Source organism: Luteolibacter arcticus, assembly GCF_025950235.1.
Classification (GTDB): Bacteria; Verrucomicrobiota; Verrucomicrobiia; order Verrucomicrobiales; family Akkermansiaceae; genus Haloferula; species Haloferula arctica.
The window spans coordinates 23,916-40,931 of sequence record NZ_JAPDDT010000009.1 but is presented as its reverse complement, the minus strand read 5'-3'; the positions used below and the strand labels follow the sequence as shown (position 1 = coordinate 40,931).

Annotated in this window: 13 protein-coding genes; 7 read left to right on the top strand and 6 right to left on the bottom strand. The window is 63.0% G+C overall.

Going from position 1 to position 17,016, the window contains the following annotated elements; translation table 11 throughout:
* Window positions 1–23 precede the first annotated feature (23 nt).
* Both OKA05_RS18790 and OKA05_RS18785 read right to left on the bottom strand, forming a co-directional pair.
* Window positions 24–680, bottom strand: a complete 657-nt coding sequence (locus OKA05_RS18790) for a response regulator (protein ID WP_264488725.1) — start codon at window positions 678–680, stop codon at window positions 24–26.
* Window positions 673–2,706, bottom strand: a complete 2,034-nt coding sequence (locus tag OKA05_RS18785) for a sensor histidine kinase (protein WP_264488724.1) — start codon at window positions 2,704–2,706, stop codon at window positions 673–675. Before OKA05_RS18785 ends, OKA05_RS18790 begins: the two co-directional genes overlap by 8 nt.
* Window positions 2,707–2,855: 149 nt before the next feature.
* On the opposite strand from OKA05_RS18785, the gene OKA05_RS18780 reads away from it, so the two are divergent.
* Complete coding sequence (locus OKA05_RS18780) at window positions 2,856–3,875, top strand: DNA polymerase III delta subunit-related protein (RefSeq protein ID WP_264488723.1); 1,020 nt, start codon at window positions 2,856–2,858, stop codon at window positions 3,873–3,875.
* A gap of 130 nt (window positions 3,876–4,005) precedes the next feature.
* On the opposite strand, the gene OKA05_RS18775 is transcribed toward OKA05_RS18780, so the two are convergent.
* Window positions 4,006–4,593 (bottom strand): TPM domain-containing protein, encoded by a 588-nt coding sequence (locus tag OKA05_RS18775; RefSeq protein WP_264488722.1) that lies wholly within the window; start codon window positions 4,591–4,593, stop codon window positions 4,006–4,008.
* A gap of 270 nt (window positions 4,594–4,863) precedes the next feature.
* Between OKA05_RS18775 and fabG the strand changes: the two genes are divergently transcribed.
* Together fabG and OKA05_RS18765 are read left to right on the top strand one after the other, a co-directional pair.
* Complete coding sequence (fabG, locus tag OKA05_RS18770; RefSeq protein ID WP_264488721.1) at window positions 4,864–5,610, top strand: 3-oxoacyl-[acyl-carrier-protein] reductase; 747 nt, start codon at window positions 4,864–4,866, stop codon at window positions 5,608–5,610.
* 11 nt (window positions 5,611–5,621) lie between these two features.
* Window positions 5,622–6,098, top strand: coding sequence for a SixA phosphatase family protein (locus OKA05_RS18765; protein ID WP_264488720.1), 477 nt, complete (start codon window positions 5,622–5,624; stop codon window positions 6,096–6,098).
* Between the two features lie 17 nt (window positions 6,099–6,115).
* Here OKA05_RS18765 and OKA05_RS18760 read toward each other — a convergent pair whose 3' ends face one another.
* The gene (locus tag OKA05_RS18760; RefSeq protein ID WP_264488719.1) at window positions 6,116–7,558 is read right to left on the bottom strand and encodes a hypothetical protein; all 1,443 of its coding nucleotides are present in this window, start codon (window positions 7,556–7,558) and stop codon (window positions 6,116–6,118) included.
* Window positions 7,559–7,736: 178 nt separating this feature from the next.
* Between OKA05_RS18760 and OKA05_RS18755 the strand changes: the two genes are divergently transcribed.
* The 3 genes from OKA05_RS18755 (at window position 7,737) to OKA05_RS18745 (ending at window position 13,339) form a co-directional block, all read left to right on the top strand.
* Window positions 7,737–11,945 carry an alpha-amylase family protein gene (locus OKA05_RS18755; RefSeq protein ID WP_264488718.1) on the top strand — a complete coding sequence of 1,403 codons (4,209 nt, stop codon included), beginning with the start codon at window positions 7,737–7,739 and terminating at the stop codon, window positions 11,943–11,945.
* A 96-nt stretch (window positions 11,946–12,041) separates the two neighbouring features.
* Entirely contained in the window at window positions 12,042–12,878 is an 837-nt protein-coding gene (locus OKA05_RS18750) for a BPL-N domain-containing protein (protein ID WP_264488717.1), read from the top strand.
* Window positions 12,879–12,982: 104 nt separating this feature from the next.
* Window positions 12,983–13,339: an SMI1/KNR4 family protein gene (locus tag OKA05_RS18745; protein ID WP_264488716.1), complete on the top strand. Its 357-nt coding sequence runs from the start codon at window positions 12,983–12,985 to the stop codon at window positions 13,337–13,339.
* A gap of 47 nt (window positions 13,340–13,386) precedes the next feature.
* On the opposite strand, the gene OKA05_RS18740 is transcribed toward OKA05_RS18745, so the two are convergent.
* Window positions 13,387–14,268 (bottom strand): sugar phosphate isomerase/epimerase family protein, encoded by an 882-nt coding sequence (locus OKA05_RS18740; protein ID WP_264488715.1) that lies wholly within the window; start codon window positions 14,266–14,268, stop codon window positions 13,387–13,389.
* A 136-nt stretch (window positions 14,269–14,404) separates the two neighbouring features.
* Window positions 14,405–15,364 carry a transaldolase gene (gene tal / locus OKA05_RS18735; protein ID WP_264488714.1) on the bottom strand — a complete coding sequence of 320 codons (960 nt, stop codon included), beginning with the start codon at window positions 15,362–15,364 and terminating at the stop codon, window positions 14,405–14,407.
* A 274-nt stretch (window positions 15,365–15,638) separates the two neighbouring features.
* Here tal and glmM point away from each other — a divergent pair, with 274 nt between their 5' ends.
* Window positions 15,639–16,994, top strand: coding sequence for a phosphoglucosamine mutase (glmM, locus tag OKA05_RS18730; RefSeq protein WP_264488713.1), 1,356 nt, complete (start codon window positions 15,639–15,641; stop codon window positions 16,992–16,994).
* The last annotated feature ends 22 nt before the right edge of the window (window positions 16,995–17,016 follow it).

The following is a 17,016-nucleotide window of genomic DNA, read 5'->3' as shown; positions in this document are numbered from 1 at the left end:
CTTTGGCGACGATTCAGATCAATTCAGACGAGACCTTTGCGCAGTGCCTTGGACACGGCTTCGGTCTGGGTGCGGACGTGGAGCTTCCGGTAAACGGCGCGGAGGTGCATGTCCACGGTGTGTTGGGAGATGTCGAGTTGCTCGGCGATCTCCTTCTTGATGAAGCCTTTCACCAGGGCGCGCAGGACTTCTTCCTCGCGGCTGGTGAGCGGTTCGGTTTCTTCGACCGGTCCGTGCTTGGAGAAGCCTTCGAGGATCATGCTGGCGATGGGGCTGCTGAGCGCGGCGGAGCCCTGCATGACATCGCGGATGCCGGCGAGGATGTCGTCGGGATCGGCGGTCTTAAGCAGGTAGCCGGCGGCACCGTTGCAGATGGCGCGATAGACGCGCTCGCGATCGTCGAAGGAGGTGAGGATGACGATGCGCTGGTCCGGGAACTTCGCCTTCACCTCGCGCAGCACCTGGAGGCCGTCCTTGCCGGGCAGCCCGAGGTCGAGCATGAGCAAGTCCGGCGGCTGAGCGCAGTAGTTGAACTCCGCCATCAGGTCGTCGGGGTGATTGAAAGCCTTCTCGCATTCGAGGTCGTCCTCGCCCGCGATCAGGCGGCTGATTTGCTTGGCGAAGTTCGCATGATCTTCGCAGATCCAGATCCGGATCGGGGTGGTGGTTGTGCTATTCATGGGACATTTTTTTGGTGGCCATCAGGCTGGTTCGTTTCACTGTAAGCCGGAGAGTGGTGCCCTTGCCGGGCTCGGATTCGACGGCGAGGACGCCTTCGAGGACGCGGGCGCGGTCGCTGATCTTTTTCACCGCGGCGATCTGGTCGCCCTCACCGCGCGGCAGGCCCACGCCGTTGTCGGTAACCTCCATCACCAGCTTGTCGCGAACGTCGTAGAGTCGCACCACTACGGTGGTGGCCTTCGAGTGCTTCACGATGTTGTGGAGGGCTTCCTTGTAGAAGAGGAACAGATGGCGCTTGGCATCGAGCGTCAGCTTGGCCGTGGTCTTGGAAGAACGACAGACCAGCGAGTATTCGACATCGCGCAACAGCCGCGCGGCACAGTCGCGCATGCGCTGGACGAGATCGCCGATGGTGTCCTGGCGGCGCTCTAGCAGCCAGACGATGTCGCGCATGGCCAGCGAGCTTTCGCGGGCGATGATTTCGACTTCACCGAGGTCATTGGTCAGCTCGCCGGGACCGAGCTTCTTCTCCATCTCGCGCTTCGCCGAGCGGGCGATGATGGAGATACTGCCGAGGTTGCTGCCGATGTCGTCGTGCAGGTCGGATGCAATGCGCTTGCGCAGCTTGTCGAGCTGGGTGCGCGACACGAGCCGACGGCGTTCGACGATTGCGACGGGGATGAGGAAGGTGAGGCCGAGCGCGATCGCGCCACCCCAGGTGGTGTTGAGTTCGCTCTCCGACGCCATGGTGGTGCGGCGGCCATTGAGTTCGGCCAGCTTGCTTTCGACCTGGCGGCGTTCGACGAGCTGGGTGAGCCACGAGTAGATCGGCAGGATCTGGTAGCTGCCCACGCCATCGGTGAGTTCGTGGATGGGATGATCGAGGCCGCCGTTGCGGACGGTGATCGGGAGACCGGCGGCGAGGTTGTCGTTGCCGGACCAGGCTTCGATCTCGCCGAGCGCTTGCAGGTGGCGGTTGCCCAGTTGCCATGCCTTGTCGGAGACGATCCGCAGGTAGCGGGCGGCGGCGGGCCGGGTCGGCAGCACCAGCGGCGTGGTGAGGTCGGCCGGAAGGTCATCGCTGCCGGTGGTGGCAATGAGGGTCGCATCGCTGAAGTCCGGCTGGCCGGCGACCTCGACTTTCAGGAGCGGTGGCACCACGCCGGGGCCGGACAATTCCGGCAGGGCGTAGGGAAAGAACACGATCCGGTCGATGGTGGCGGACTTGCCGAAGTCCATCATCCACTCGGCGCGGGGATCTTCAGCGGTGACTTCCAGGCAATCGCCGCGGGAGTTCGTCCATGTGGAGGCCCCGCCTTCCCACAAGCCGAGCGGCGTGCGGCCATCGACCAAGTAGTTCGGGCCCCAGATTCTCGGTACGTTCACCGACTGGCTGGTGGTCACCTTGGCCCCGAAGGACACGGGATGACGCTCGAAATTGAACACGAAGATTTCCGAGAGGGCCGCGGCATTCTTCAGCCCGCGATGATGACCTTCGTCGAGGGTGAGGCGGATGTGGCGGGCCGGTCGTCCGTCGCCCGCAAGGCGAAGCGGATAGCCTTCCGGCGAGCCCTGGTGGATCTTCCCGCTGCTGTGGATGACCCGGGCGTCGGAGAAATCCGGCTGGCACGCGGCCTCCACGGTGAAGCGGCGGGGGAAGAGATCGTTCAAGTCACCGGTCTGGCGCTGGGCGGGAATGAGGAAAATTTCGCCCAGCGGGACATCACGTCCCAGGTCAAGCGCTACCCATGAATTACCAGCGGACTCATCGAGACAGCCACATCGCCAGCCGAGGCCCTCCCTCAGCGGCTTCTCTTCGAAAGCGGCGAGATAGCCCAGGCTGGACCCAAGCCACTGGGCTCGAGCTTCCACCTCGACGAGATTGCGATTGAACAACCGGGCCACGCGGCCAATCGGATTCATCGACTGCGCGGGTGGGGCGGCAGCGATGGGATTGGGGAGCAGGGTGGTCAGAATGCTCAGTGCAACACAGAGGCCGGGAAGCCTCATGAGTTGAATTTTCATGTTTTTAGGGCGACAGCGGCCAAGTCCTTAACATTATTTAAAAATCTCGGCAAACTTTTTGTCAGGGCCCGGGAGGTCGCCGCGGAACGGTTAGGATTTTTAAATTCGGGGTGGCACCATTGGGGGCGCGCGGCCAGCATTCGCGCGCGATGTCCTTTTCGCCCGACCATGCCTATGAACTGGTGAAAGCGGCCCACGAACGCGGCCGGCTGGCCCATGCTTTCCTGATCAGCGGACCGCGCGGGTGTGGCAAGGAACGGCTGGCGGCGCGGCTGGTGAAGCTGCTTGAGCCGGCCAAGGCCGGTGGCGGTGGCGGGGGCTTCGACCTGTTTGGCGAGCCGGTGGTGGAGGAAGTTCCGCCGCTCGATGACCTCGCCGGCGAATGGGTGCGGGTGGTTCGCCCGCAGTCGAAGTCCCGGCGCATCGTGGTCGATGCCATCCGCGAGCTCGAAAAGTCACTTTACGTTTCGTCCGGACCGAACCGCTGGAAGATCGGGGTCATTTGTGATGCCGACCGGATGGCCGCCGCGGCGGAGAATGCCTTCCTCAAAACACTGGAAGAGCCGCCACCGCGGACGCTGCTGATGCTGCTGACCGCGAATCCCGGCGGCCTGCTGCCGACGGTCCTCTCGCGCTGCGTGCGCATGCCGTTGTTAGGAAAGGCCGATCTAAGCGAAGGCGCGGGCGGGGAACTGGTGATCGCACTGGATCGCGCAGTCCGGGCGGGGATCGGTTCGCCGAGCGTGGCCCTTACGCTGAAGTCGGTCTTCGCCGGAATACTCGAAGGACGGAAGGCCGAGGCGGTGGCTGCGGCCGAGGAACTGCTCAAGGAAGAGGAGAAGGCGCTCAACAAGGGATTTGAAGGCGACTGGCTCAAGCGCCGCGAAGAAGAGCTCAAGGCTGCCGCCGAGTCCGAATACATCGAGGAGCGCTCGCGGCTCTTTGAAGTCCTGCAGTCGTGGATGGCGGATGTGCTGCGCTGCAAGACCGGTGCCGCCGGGCTTGAGTTTCCGAATTCCGCGGCGGGCATTTCCGCTCTCGCCCAGGCAGAGGATCTCGGGCGTTTGCTTCACCGCATGGATGCCGTGGGGGAGATGCGGGCCAACCTCGATACGAATGCCCAGGAGCAACTCGCGCTCGAAGTGGGCTTTCTGAAGGCTTTCGCCTAGAGGCTGTCTGAAGGATAGCTTTGGAACGATGCGGCCGAAGATTGCTCACTGAAGAACCAAGGCGGACGGGCGGGACGCCCCTCCAACGGACTGGGGCAAGATGCCCCAGCTACTTTTTTCAGACAGGCGCTTAGAATTCCCCGCGCCGCGGCGGAGCGGCCAGCGCGCTGAGGCCGAAGCCATTCGCTACCTCCAGCGCTGCGCTTTCCAGCAGGCGGTCGAGGCCGCCGAGCAACTCGAGGATGCCGCGCGTCCATTCGCCGGCCTTCCATGCCGGCTCGGACAGCTCCAGCAGGTGAGCCAGTGCGTCGTCGCCGAGGTAGGGCTCGAGCCCGTAGCCGATCATCAGTGCGGACTTTCCCTGTCCGGGATCCAAGGCGAGCAGGATGGCGCGGTTCTCGCCGCCCTTCTGGCTTTCCGGTGAAAGGCCGCCGCCATTGAAGACCCAGAACACGTGCAACTCGAAGGGATGCTCCGTGGGGAAGAGGTGCAGCAACACGTGTACGCTGACCTGCGGGAAGGTCCACATCAGCCGGTTGATGGCCTTGGTGATCTTCTTCGGATCGCCCTTCGGCAAGGCACCTGCGAGATCGGAGATGCCGGGGCCGATCCGCGGCATCGGCCCGAGCAGCGCGCCCGCCCGCTCGAATGTCAGCCGGCATGAGGGGCACTCCGGCGACATTTCCTCCAACCGCGTCCGGCAGTAAGGGCAGCGCATGGGGGTTTCTAACTGGCGCGTCGAGGGGGCGGGAAGTCGAAAGAAATCGCTGATCGCGAATCACCAATCACCAATCCTCCAATCACCAATCGAGGTGGCTGAAGAAACAGGACCGCTGACGCGAGTGGCGGAGTTCCCTTTGGATTCCCCTCGAAAAGGGAATCTCACGATGCGGCTTGCTGCCGCTAGTTTGCGACGGTCATAGACTCGCCGCTACATGGCGGTGATTCGCGGTTGGCAAACGACCCCGGTGCGTCGCACGCTTTCCCCATGCAGCGTTTTGCAGGAAAGACAGCGGTGGTCACCGGGGGTGGCCGCGGGATCGGGGGAGCTATCGCCATGGCCTTCGCCGCGGAAGGTGCGAAGGTCGCGGTGGTCAGCCGCAGCGAATCGAGCTGTGGCAAGTCCGCCGAGGAGATCAATGCCGCCTTTCCCGGAGCCGCGAAAGCCTACGCGATCGACGTGGCCAACCACGATGCCGTGCAGGAACTCGGCAAGACGATCCTCGCCGACTTCGGCAGCGTGAACATCCTCGTCAACAACGCGGGCGTCACCCGCGATGGCCTGCTGATGCGCATGAAGGAAGAGGACTGGGACACCGTGCTCGATACCAATCTCAAGGGGGCCTTCAACACCGTGAAGGCCTTCATGCGGCCGCTGATGAAGGCGGAAGACCCGCGCATCATCAACATCGCCTCGGTCATCGGCCTGATCGGCAATGCCGGCCAGGCGAACTACGCGGCGTCGAAGGCCGGCCTGATCGGCTTCACGAAGTCCGTCGCCCGCGAATTGTCCGGCCGCCAGGTCACCTGCAACGCCGTGGCGCCCGGTTTCATCACCACCGACATGACCGGCGAGTTGCCCGAAAAGGTCCGCGAGGAAGTGCTCGGCAAGATCCCGCTGGCGAGCTTTGGCGATGTGGCCGACATCGCTGCCGCCGTGCTTTTCCTGGCCAGCAAGGAAGCCCGCTACATCACCGGGCAAGTTCTTGCTGTCGATGGCGGGATGACGATGTAATTTGGACGTTCATGGAACTCCTAGTCATTCGACACGCGAAGGCTGAAGACCACGGGCATCCCGGCGGCGACGGGGCGCGGGCGCTGGTGGCAAAGGGTTTCGAGCAGGCGGCGAAAGTCGGTCGTCTGCTCAAGCGCGTGAACCGCCGGCCCGATGTGGTACTGACCAGTCCGCTGGTCCGCTCCCGTCAGACCGCGGAGGCCTTGTGCGAGGCGGCGGAAATGCCCGGTCCCGTGGTGCAGGGCTGGCTGGCGTGCGGCATGGATCCCGAGGCTGCGATCCGCGAGCTGGTGGCCTTCAGCGATTTCGAGCGGGTGGCCATCGTCGGCCATGAGCCTGACCTGTCCTCGCTGATCGAGTGGCTGCTGGGGTGCTCGGGTAGTTCCGTGGAGGTGAAGAAGGCGAGCATCACCGGCTTGCTCGTTCACCCGCCGGCCTGGCATGCGCGGCTGCTGTTTCACATCCCGCCGTCGTTGATCGGGGATTGAGGGGGCAATGGGTCCAACTACCGGCGCGGGACCACGATCGGCTTGAATTTGTCCTCTTCGAAAGCGGGATGGACCGGAGCTGAAAGGGTCCGTGTGGCGGGATCCCAGCCGTAAGGCAATCCATACACCGGATCGAGCGGCGGGGGCTCGCCCTTCATGATGGCGAAAGCGGCCTGGGTCATCGCCGTTTGGGAGACGGATCGTTGCAGGCCTTTGCTCCATGCCCGTTCACCGACGAATAACATCTCTGTGAACTGGCGGCTCTCATAGGAGAGATGGCTGTTGTCGGGAAACGGCAGTGCCGAGACGGACGGCCAACCGGCGGGTGACGGGTTGTCGTACTCCCGTAGCACGCGGGTGAAATAGCTGGCATGGAAGTCGATCAGGGCTTCTGGATCCGCTGGATACTTCGGATCTCCGGCGTCCGAAAGCATCGGCATCACGTAGTCGCGAGAGACGACATTCCACTCGCCGCGCATGAGGCGGCCGAACTCCGCGGGCGCTACCACAACCGGATTCACGGCGCGCTCCCAAGCGGCGGGATCAAACTGCCCGGCCGGCAAGGCCGGGATCACTTCGCGAAGGGCGTAGGCTTGCACCTGGAGCTGGAGGAGGATCTGGACGGTCGCCGCCAGCAGCGACGGTGTTTCGACCTGTCCGAAGTGATCCGCCAAGCCGCGCGCGGCCTGGATGGACTCCAGTGCCCTGGCCGGGTCGCCCTGCTCGGCGGCGAGACGGGCATCCATCAGGAGGGCGCCCGAGGCGTCCTTGCCGAGACGTGCGGAAATGAAACCCCAGCGGTTGACCTCAATGCCGGCGGTTGATCGGTCGGGCATCAGGCCGATCGCGCGGATCTCGTCGACCAGCGCTTTTTCTTGGTCGAGCCATGCCTTCGCCGCCACGCCGTCCCACGCGGCCTCACCGAAGAGGTGCTTCACGAGCGCGTCGGGCATTCCCAGTGACTTCGACTTCGGCTCTCCGGGGCGTGATGGATCGGCGTCCATGCGATCGGAGAAGTCCAGCCACTTGAGGAAGCCGTTGCGCTCGGGAGGCACGTTCTTGTCCGGCACGGCCAGTTCGGAATAGCGCGCCAAGACCCGCTGGAAGAGTGCCTCGCCGAGACGCCGCAGTTCCAGAGCGCGGGCCTGGTCGCGGGGATCCTTCGAGTTCAGCAGATCGAGGTAGCGGCTGCCGAAGATCGTGCGGCCGGTTTTCCAGGGATTGTGCTCCCAGCTCATCAGGTCCTCGTAGCGCTGGGTCAGCCAGTCCAGCGACCAGCCCGCACGACCGCCTCTGGGGGACTCGGCGGAGTCCCCGCTTTCCGCGCGAGAGGTGGCGGCCGTCTCGGAACGCGGCTTCTCGAAGTGAATCACCCCGCGCTGGCGAGGTTGTTCGATCGCGTCCAACTCCGGTAGCAGGCCGAAATAGAGCGCTGCCACCAACGGGTACAGGCACACCATGGCCCACGCGAAGCGTTTCGATGGCCGGTATTTCATCATGCCGGACTATTAACCTGCAGCCGCGGTGCCTCACAAGATGCGAAAATTAAACCGGCGGGGGTCCAGACGACATTATCCTGCTTGAAACCCGTGGTCCGGCTTACCCGTGCCGGATCGCTTGCCCGGAAACCCAAACCCAATGTCGCATCCTCGCGCCCTGATCCTTTCCCTTCTCGTCGTGGCTTCGGCCGCGCGGGCGGAAGTCGTGCTCCAGTACTTTGGCACCTCGTGGAATGAGATTGAGCGCCGCGTGCCGGAGTTGGTCGAGCGCGGCTATGATTCGCTCTGGCTGCCGCCGCCGTTCAAGGGTGGGGCGGGGACTTACTCGGTCGGCTTTGATACATTGGATCGCTTCGATCTCGGCGACCGCGATCAGGCCGGCACGGTGCGGACGAAGTATGGCACCAAGGACGACCTGCTGCGGTTGATGCGCACCGCGCACCGCTTCGGGATGCGGGTCTATTTCGACAATGTGATGGCCCACAATGCGGGGCCGCTCGACAAGAACACCGATCCCGGGGAACTGCTGCCCGGCGTGCCGGGATTCGTGCCGGAGGATTTTCATCTCGTCCGGGAAAGCAATGGAACCTGGCGCAAGGCAGCCGACTGGCCGAACTGGCAGGATGAGTGGCAGGTGCTCAATCGCAATCCCTTCGCCTGGGACATCGCCCAGGAGTCACCGCAAAATGTCAGCTTCAATCCGACCGGCACCGCGGAAGGTCACACGCACGCAAAGTGGAGCGGTATTCGCCACCCGGGCATGACCGCGCGCTATCTCGACACGGATCTAACAGTGGCCACCAACGGCACCGGTGGCGCGGTGCATCCCTTCGCGAACAAGGAGCCGTTTCAGGACACCGGCTATAACGATGATGGAATCGTTGGGGCAAACAACGGGCGCTTTGATTTCAAGGATCTCGATGGCGATGGCCAGCACGATGCCGGTGAGTCAAGCGAGGCATTCACCGATACTGGAGTGGATCCCACCGTGCCGACGCGCCGCACTGTCGCATGGGGCTATGGCGACGGCATCTACAACATGGGCAATCCCGTGGCGGAAGACGTCAATGGGATGCTCAACCGCGCCGTGCGCTGGTTCGTCGACGAGGCCCGGCCCGATGGCTTCCGGCTCGATGCGGTGAAGCACGTGCCGTCGTACTTTTTCGGCAAGCAGGACGGTGGGGACAAGGACCGCGCCAACTGGGGCTTTGGCGGCCAGATCCAGGAGCAATTCAATCTCAGCCGCGGCTATGTCGATTGGAATAACCACCGCGACACGCTCTTCAACGGTGAGAACGAAGTGCGCGACGATGCGATGCTCTTCGGCGAGCATCTGGGCGCACCTCCCGGAGAAGGTGGCTACTTGAGCGCCGGGATGCGCATCGCGAACGACAACGTGCTCAATACGGTTCGCAGCTCGATCGGCAGCAACCTGAGCAACTTCGACCAGCCGAACCACGGCGGCTACGGAAACTCCGGGCAGACGGTGAACTACGTGATGAGCCACGACAATGCGTGGCTGTGGGGTGGCGACCGGCCGATGGCACACGCCTACATCCTGACGCGCGAAGGGCTGCCAATTGTTTACACCGACGGCTACAATGAGGCCGGTGCGCCGGACTATTTTCCGAAGCCTTCGGACGTGCCGTTCCTCGGCCAGTTCGGCGATAACAGCGTGACTTCCGCACTGGCGGTGCATCGCGACTTTGCGCGTGGCACCCAGGTCGGAAAGTGGAGCGATGAGAACTATGCCGCCTATGAGCGCGTGGACATGCGCGAGCGCAAGGACACCGGCGCTTGGAACGGGCAGACGCTGCTTTTCATGATGGCGCGCGGCTATCAGTCGAATGGCCAGGGGCGGCTCTTTTCCACGGGATTTCCGGTGGGGGCGACGCTGGTGAATCACTCGCCGCACGGCGGACGTTTTCGCGTGTCGGTCAATGGATCGAGCCAAGTCGTCGATGGCAGTGGCAATGCGCCGATCGTTTCTCCCGGCGAGTGGTTTGCCTTCTCCTGGCACAACCCGCGGATGCCGCGGGTGTGGCAGGCGGCTCTGCATGAACAGGAGGTCCGCCCGATCACCATCCTGCAGAATGGCACCCGCGCTCCGGAGATGGACCACTGGCGGACCGATGGAAAGGACGGCGACGGCGGCTTTAATCCCTATGGCGTGCCTGCTTCCGATCGTGCGGAGAAGTCCTACCGGGTGAAGATCCCGCGCGTCACCGAGGGCTCGAATCTTTCCTTCATCGCGCGGGCCGACGGCGCGGCGCAGAACATCCGGCTGAAGCTCGATGGCGGCATCGATGTGAACTCGCACCTCGTGCTCGGCCCGCAGACCGGTGACCTGCGCGACATTCCGCCGGGAGCCACGGCCGACCAAGTGAATGCCGCGGATGCCGGCGACCGGCGCTTGGAGAATGCGACTGACACCTACCTGGGCTACGAGCAGATGAAGTTCGTCCGCCGGGGTGCGGAGAAGTTTGCGGCGCGCAATACCACGCGGAACAACATCGGCTCGCCCGGCGCGGAAACCTATCAGGCAGTGATTGGCACGGCCGGTTTCACGGTGGACAACGGCGGCGGTGTGAACAGCAATCGCGGCACCGCCACTTGGGCCTATCACGATCCGGTCGCGGGCAACCAGCTCACTCCGGTGGTCCCGCAATTCGATCCCGCGCCGGAGAACGCGGCCGGCCAGCCGGTGGGCATCTTCGTGAAGACCGGCTACTCGTTCCAAGTGGACAAGGTGCGGGTCTACTACACCACCGACGGCACGACCTTTCCGGAAGGCAGTGGCGGAGTGGGGAAGGGGACCACGCAAGTGGTCGAGGCGTTCTTCCATGCCAATGGGACCGCCGATGGCACTGGCGTGCCTGATTGGTGGCATGCCGTGCTGCCCGCGTTTACAGAAGGCACCGTGCTGCGCTACAAGGTGGGCGTGACGCGGCTGAATGCCGGGTCGGTCTTCCCCTTCAACGGCGGCGACATCGACCTCGCGGAGCGGATGGAGACGGTCTTCGAGATCACCGGCTTCGACGCGACCGACGTGCCGTTTCACCTCCACAATGACCACGGCACGATGGCGACCGGGTTGGAGGAGGGTTTCCATGTGGTGCGCTCGCGCGCCTTCGCCAACCGTGGCGACGGTGCGTCGATCTTCCGCACGGAGACCCAGGTCTTCTACTACGATGCCCATCGTAGCGAGGGAGAGATCGTCTATCCGAAAGCGGGTGACGGACTCGGTGGATCGAGCTACGGCGCGGTGGTCGCGACCGATCCCGGCGTGACCGAGGTTTGGTATTACATCGACGATCTTGCTCCGGGCAACGATGACCGAGCGAAAGGCAACGGCCTTCACGCGTGGAAGCGCGCGAATGCCGTGGCGACCCCGACCAACCTCGCGGGAACCGCCTTCAGGAAGGAGTGGCGTTTCACTTACGAAGGCATTCCGTCGAGTGGTCTTGCGCGGATTGTGGTGCGCTTGAGGGAGGCCTCATCAAGCGAAGACATGGGCCTCGCCGACGAGGCCGGCCACTACACCACGCTGGAGCGGCAGGTGACCACCGGAAGCCCGATCAATTTCAACATTGGCTACCCGTCCATCGCCGGCGAAACGGTCGATCAGAACTACGTGATGAAGGTCTTTTTCCGCAAGGAGCTGATTCCCGGCGGCATGAGCGACGCGGACTTCCTCAACGAGTTCTCCATCCTCATCAGCAGCACCGCCAGCGGCGATCCGGATGGTGCGGTGCTCCAATCGCGCACCGGCTACCGGCTGGTGAAAAATGTCAACGGCAGCGAGCACATGGTCGAGTTCACCTTGCCGAATCTCTATAACGGCATGCCCGGTTTCCTTCACACCGTGCGAGCCGAGCACCGGCGCGGCGGGTTGACGCTGGGCGACAGCGAGCTGGTGAAGATGCGCGTGAGTGGCACCGGCGATTCCGATGGCGACGGGCTGCCGGATTGGTGGGAGCGGCTGCAGGGCTGGGATCCTAACAACGCCTCCGGGCGCCATGGCACGGATGGTGACGACGATACCGATGGCGTGACCAATCTCGACGAATACCTCTTCGGCATGAACTCGCGTCTCGCCGATCCGGAAGCAAAGCCAGTGGTGACCATCGAACGGTCCTCGGATCCCGAACGTCGCTGGCGCTTGGAGTTCCCTACGATCCCTGGGCGGATCTACCGCTGGCAGCGCTCGGGGACTCTCGATGGATGGGACACCCTTGGAAGTCCGGTCGATACCTCCGCCCAGATTGGACCGGCAACGATTGAGATGTTGGATGATGTTGTTGGTCCGGCGGGTTTCTATCGGGTGCAGGTCACGGATGATCCGTGAGCCACATGTCTGGGCTCACGCGGCGATTGGGTTACCATGAAAGGAGCTATGGAGGGCTGCCGTTTGAGTCCTTAGGTTCGTTCCAATCTCATTCGCATGCGATTCGCTGCCGGTCTCACCATTGTTTTCACCGTCCTGGCTACCACCCTCTTGGCAGACGAGGGGGGTGCGGTCAGAACGGCTCCGATACGTGTCGGCGTTCTGAGCGCATCGGAAAAACCGGCGTCGAATACGAGCCAAGGGCTTTACATCCGTATTCTCAGGGAAGCGGGGATGGAGGCTGGTCCGGTGTCGGCGGAGATGGTGAAGGCGGGAGCATTGGACAAGCTTGACATTTTCATCATTGGGGGAGGCAGCGGGACTGCATTCAACAAGTCGCTCGGTCCGGATGGTGGGGCGAAGGTTGAGGCCTTCGTGAAGTCAGGGGGCGGGGCCTTGGGGAGCTGCGCGGGCGGCTACTCCTTCGTGCGCGGCCACAACGAGGCACTGCGTTACATCGAGATAGCCAACGCGGTGTGCATCGACACGGAGAAGGGCCGCTGGGCGAGGGGAGCTGGCACTGTTTCGATCGCGCCGGTGCCGGAAGGCATGCGCTCGCTGAAAATGCACTATGCGAACGGTCCTCTGTGGAGAGTCACGGATGCTCCGGGATTCGGGCGGACCGAAGCATTGGCGCGTTTCGTGACGGACGTGAAGAAAGAAGGAGACCCGGGAGGGATCATGCCCGGGACGCCCGCCATCCTTGGTGGAACCTTTGGCGATGGACGCTATGTCCTCTTTAGCGCCCACCCGGAGTTCAAGTGGAAGCTGGGCAACACGCCGATGGTGGTGGATGCAGCGCGGTGGGTGGCGCGAGGGAAACTGGCAGAAGGAGAGAAGATCAGCTACGCGGCGGTGTTTCCTTCGATGCTGTTGGAGAAGTCGAGCAAGTGAATCCATGCCGATCCGGCACTCGAACCCACGATCCTCGTTGTTTTGGAGTGGCAGCGATCTGGTGGAATTGCTTGGTTATGGGGGGAGAGAAAAACAAACCCCGCATGAAGAAGTATCTCAGGTCTATCCATCCGCCCGCGTCGCCTGAGGACATTGAGGAGATTGAACGACGCTTCGGCTTGGTCCTCCCGTTGGCATACAAGGATTTCCTAATGAGGAACAATGGTGGCCTTTGCCGGCTTATGGACTATTTTTTCCTCTCGGTGAGTGATACTGGCAGCAGTCTCAGCTCGGCGATCTACGAGCGGGCTGACAAGACCCGGCTTCCCATTGGTAATGACATGGGAGGCAAACGCATCACAATCGATATGGCATCCGGGGCGGTGCTTCTGGGGAATAAGAAGGTGGCGGACAGTTTTGAACGATTTGTGGCGGAATTCCTGGTTGGAATGGACGAGTAGCCGCTATGCTTGGGGTTGCGGCGAGGGGAGATCCGTCGCTATGTGATTCAAGCTCCCAACAGGTGCTTCTTCATCTGGGCGAGGATCTCTCCGCAGTCGTTGAGGTCGCCGCCTTGGACCTCGGCGGTGGCCCAGCCGGTGTAGCCGATTTCGGCGAGGGCCTTGCGTACTTCCGGCCAATCGACATCACCTTCGCCGATCTTGCCGAAGCCGCCCTTCACGCCCCAGTCCTTGCAATCGAGCTTCACGATCCGCTTGCCCAGCGTGCGGATCCATTCGGCGGGCTTGCTGAAACGCTGGTGATTGCCGATGTCGAAGTAAGAGCCGACCCACGGCGAATCGATCTCGTCGAGGTAGGCGACGAGCTTTTCGGCGGACTGCGTATTGCCGCCGTCCTCGGTGTAGAACATCCGGTTCCAGACGTTTTCGATCAGGATGTGCACGCCCAGCTCGGCGGCCAGTGGCAGGGCCTTGCGGATCTGTTCGATTGAGCGTGAGCAGGCGTCGTCGTGATCCGTTTTCGCATCGACCACTCCTGGCACCAGCAGTACTGCGGAGCCGCCGCAGGCTTTGCTCTCGCGGATGGCGGTGAGCAGGCCCTTCAAGCCTTCCTCGCGGATGGCGGCATCGGGATCGGAGAGGCGGATTTTCCAGTGAATGGAATCGACGACGCCGTGGATGGGTAGGCCGGTGGACTTCGAGGCGGCGAGGGCTTCTTCCTTGTTCTGGCCGCCGGGGGAGTCGAGCTCCACGCCGTCATAGCCGAGTTCCTTCAGGATGCGGAATTTCTCCTCAAGGCTCGCGCCGAATTGGGCCATGCCGCACTTGAGGGATAGCTTGATGGGAAGGGGGCCGCCGGCTGCTTGAGCGCGAAGCGAGAGGGGAGCCGAAGCGGCGGCAAGGGTGGCGAGGAAGTGGCGGCGGAGCATGGGGCGGATACCACGAGATCCGGCGTGGAATTGCACGAAATGAATTTATTCGTGCGGAAATTGTTCGATTCGTCCCGCTTGGACGCAAAAAAAGCGGACCCGCTTTCACGGGTCCGCTCTGGAAAGTCGGTGTCGGTTAGAGCAGCCCTTGGACGAGCTTCTCCAGCTTCACGATGTCGGCCGAGAAGGCGCGGATGCCGTGGGCGGTCTTTTCGGTCGCCATGGCGTCCTCGTTGAGCGCGAAGCGGAAGGCCTTCTCATCGAAGGTGACTTTCTCCAGTTCGGCGGAGGCAGAGGCTTCCGGCGAAAGGCGGCGCTCAAGCGGTTCGGTCGAGGCGGCAAGCTCGGCGAGCAGGCCGGGGCTGATGGTGAGCAGGTCGCAGCCGGCGAGGCTGGTGATTTCGCCGGTATTGCGGAAGGAGGCGCCCATCACCTCGGTCTTGTAGCCGAACTTCTTGTAGTAGGTGTAGATCTGCTTCACGGAGATCACGCCCGGATCTTCATCGCCCTCGTAGGTCTGGCCGGTGGAGGCCTTGTACCAGTCGAGGATACGGCCGACGAAGGGCGAGATGAGCTGCACGCCGGCTTCGGCGCAGGCGACGGCCTGGGCGAAGGAGAAGAGCAGGGTGAGATTGCAGTGGATGCCTTCCTTCTCAAGGACCTCGGCGGCCTTGATGCCTTCCCAAGTGGAGGCGATCTTGATGAGGATGCGGTCCTTGGAGATGCCTTCCTTTTCGTAGGCGGCGATGAGCTGATGGGCCTTGGCGAGGGTGCCTTCGGTGTCGAACGAGAGGCGGGCATCGACCTCGGTCGAAACGCGGCCGGGGACGATCTTGAGGATCTCCAGGCCGAAGAGGATGAGGATGCGGTCGATGATCGACTCGACGAGCGCGTCGCCGGTGAGCTCGGAGCCCTTGTGCTCGGCCACGGCCTTGTCCACGAGGTGCTTGTATTCCGGCTTCGCGGCGGCCTGGAGGATCAGCGAGGGATTGGTGGTCGCGTCCTGCGGCTTGTAGGCCTTCATCGACTCGAAATCGCCGGTGTCGGCGACGACGGTGGTGAACTGCTTGAGTTGATCGAGTTGCGTGGCGCTCATGGCGGGGGCGGGTTAGGCGGGAACGGTCCGGGAGGCGAGATCAAAAAGTGTCCGCGTGGGAGAATCATACCGACGCGACGGGATCGTCAAACCCTGCTCATGCGGAGGGCGAACGGGGTACATGGAGGGGACGGGAGTGGGGTATCGGGGTGTTTTTTGGAAAAACGGATCTAACTTTTTAATTCCTGCGGTTTGTGTCGCGGAATCGGGTGAAAATCCCGCTCTGCCACACCCAAAGCTTTCATTCCGTGCCAAACCGGGCACCCTCCCGCGCATGAAGCTTTTCGGCACCGACGGCATCCGCGGCAAGGCGAACGAATTCCCGATCACCCCCGAAGTGGCGCTCCGGGCGGGCAAGGCGGTGGCGCAGGTATTGCGCTCGTCGGGCCACAATCGCAATCGCGTGGTGATCGGCAAGGACACCCGCATTTCCGGCTACATGCTGGAGACGGCGCTGACCGCTGGCCTCGTCTCGATGGGGATGGATGTGCTGCTGCCCGGCCCGCTGCCGACTCCGGCGATCGCGCATCTGACGAAGTCGATGGGTGCTGCCGCGGGGATCATGCTGACGGCTTCGCACAATCCGTATGAGGACAACGGCCTGAAGATCTTCGGGCCGGATGGCTACAAGCTTTCCGATGCGCTGGAGGAGATCATCGAGCGACACATTCTGGGCGATGAGCCCGAGCCGCGCCCGATGTCGCCGGAGAAGATCGGCAAGGCTTACCGGATCGATGATGCGCGGGGTCGCTACATTGAGTTCGCGAAGCACACGGCGGATAACATCTCGCTGCATGGGCTGAAGATCGTGGTCGATTGCGGGCACGGTGCTGCGTATTTCATCGCGCCGCTGATCTTCAAGGAGCTGGGTGCAGAGGTCATCAAGCACGGCTGCGAGCCGGACGGCATCAATATCAATGACAAGTGCGGCGCGCTTTATCCGGAGACGGCTGGTGAGCTGGTCCGACAGCATGGCGCGGACTTGGGGATTTCCTTCGATGGCGATGCGGACCGGGTGATCTTCACGGATGCAACAGGCACGCCGGTTTCAGGCGACCGCATTCTCGCGCTCTCCGCGCTTTCGCTTCATGAGCAGGGCAAGCTCCGCGGCAACCGGATGGCCTGCACGGTGATGAGCAATCTGGGCCTGCACGAGGCGATGCGTCGTGCTGGGATCGAGGTGCTCACGACGCCGGTGGGTGACCGCAATGTGATCGAGGCGCTGCGTGAGAAGGGTGGCTCTTTCGGTGGTGAGAACTCGGGGCACCTGATCTTCGCCGACCATGCGACGACGGGGGATGGCATTCTCAGTGCGCTGCAGGTGCTGCGCGTGATGAAGGAGAAAAAGGCGACGCTTGCCGAGCTCGCCGCGTGCATGCGCGAGTTCCCGCAAGAACTGGTCAATCTCAAGGTGGCTGCCAAGCCGCCGCTTGCCACCTTGCCCGGCCTGCAGAAGCTCATGAACGAGGCCGACGCGGCCTTCGGCGATGCTGGCCGCCATCTCATCCGCTACTCGGGCACGGAGAACAAGATCCGCATCCTGGTCGAGCACCGCGACGCCGACAGCGTGGACGAGTGGATCGGCAAGTTCACCGAGGCGGTGAAGGAGGATATTGGGGTGCCGGCGTGATGCTAGTCGAGCTGTCGAAAAC

Excerpts from the sequence above, each read along its gene's own strand:
- OKA05_RS18790 (WP_264488725.1), bottom strand. The coding sequence starts at position 680 with ATGAATAGCACAACCACCACCCCGATCCGGATCTGGATCTGCGAAGAT.
- OKA05_RS18785 (WP_264488724.1), bottom strand. The coding sequence starts at position 2,706 with ATGAAAATTCAACTCATGAGGCTTCCCGGCCTCTGTGTTGCACTGAGC.
- OKA05_RS18780 (WP_264488723.1), top strand. The coding sequence starts at position 2,856 with ATGTCCTTTTCGCCCGACCATGCCTATGAACTGGTGAAAGCGGCCCAC.
- OKA05_RS18775 (WP_264488722.1), bottom strand. The coding sequence starts at position 4,593 with ATGCGCTGCCCTTACTGCCGGACGCGGTTGGAGGAAATGTCGCCGGAG.
- fabG (WP_264488721.1), top strand. The coding sequence starts at position 4,864 with ATGCAGCGTTTTGCAGGAAAGACAGCGGTGGTCACCGGGGGTGGCCGC.
- OKA05_RS18765 (WP_264488720.1), top strand. The coding sequence starts at position 5,622 with ATGGAACTCCTAGTCATTCGACACGCGAAGGCTGAAGACCACGGGCAT.
- OKA05_RS18760 (WP_264488719.1), bottom strand. The coding sequence starts at position 7,558 with ATGGTGTGCCTGTACCCGTTGGTGGCAGCGCTCTATTTCGGCCTGCTA.
- OKA05_RS18755 (WP_264488718.1), top strand. The coding sequence starts at position 7,737 with ATGTCGCATCCTCGCGCCCTGATCCTTTCCCTTCTCGTCGTGGCTTCG.
- OKA05_RS18750 (WP_264488717.1), top strand. The coding sequence starts at position 12,042 with ATGCGATTCGCTGCCGGTCTCACCATTGTTTTCACCGTCCTGGCTACC.
- OKA05_RS18745 (WP_264488716.1), top strand. The coding sequence starts at position 12,983 with ATGAAGAAGTATCTCAGGTCTATCCATCCGCCCGCGTCGCCTGAGGAC.
- OKA05_RS18740 (WP_264488715.1), bottom strand. The coding sequence starts at position 14,268 with ATGCTCCGCCGCCACTTCCTCGCCACCCTTGCCGCCGCTTCGGCTCCC.
- tal (WP_264488714.1), bottom strand. The coding sequence starts at position 15,364 with ATGAGCGCCACGCAACTCGATCAACTCAAGCAGTTCACCACCGTCGTC.
- glmM (WP_264488713.1), top strand. The coding sequence starts at position 15,639 with ATGAAGCTTTTCGGCACCGACGGCATCCGCGGCAAGGCGAACGAATTC.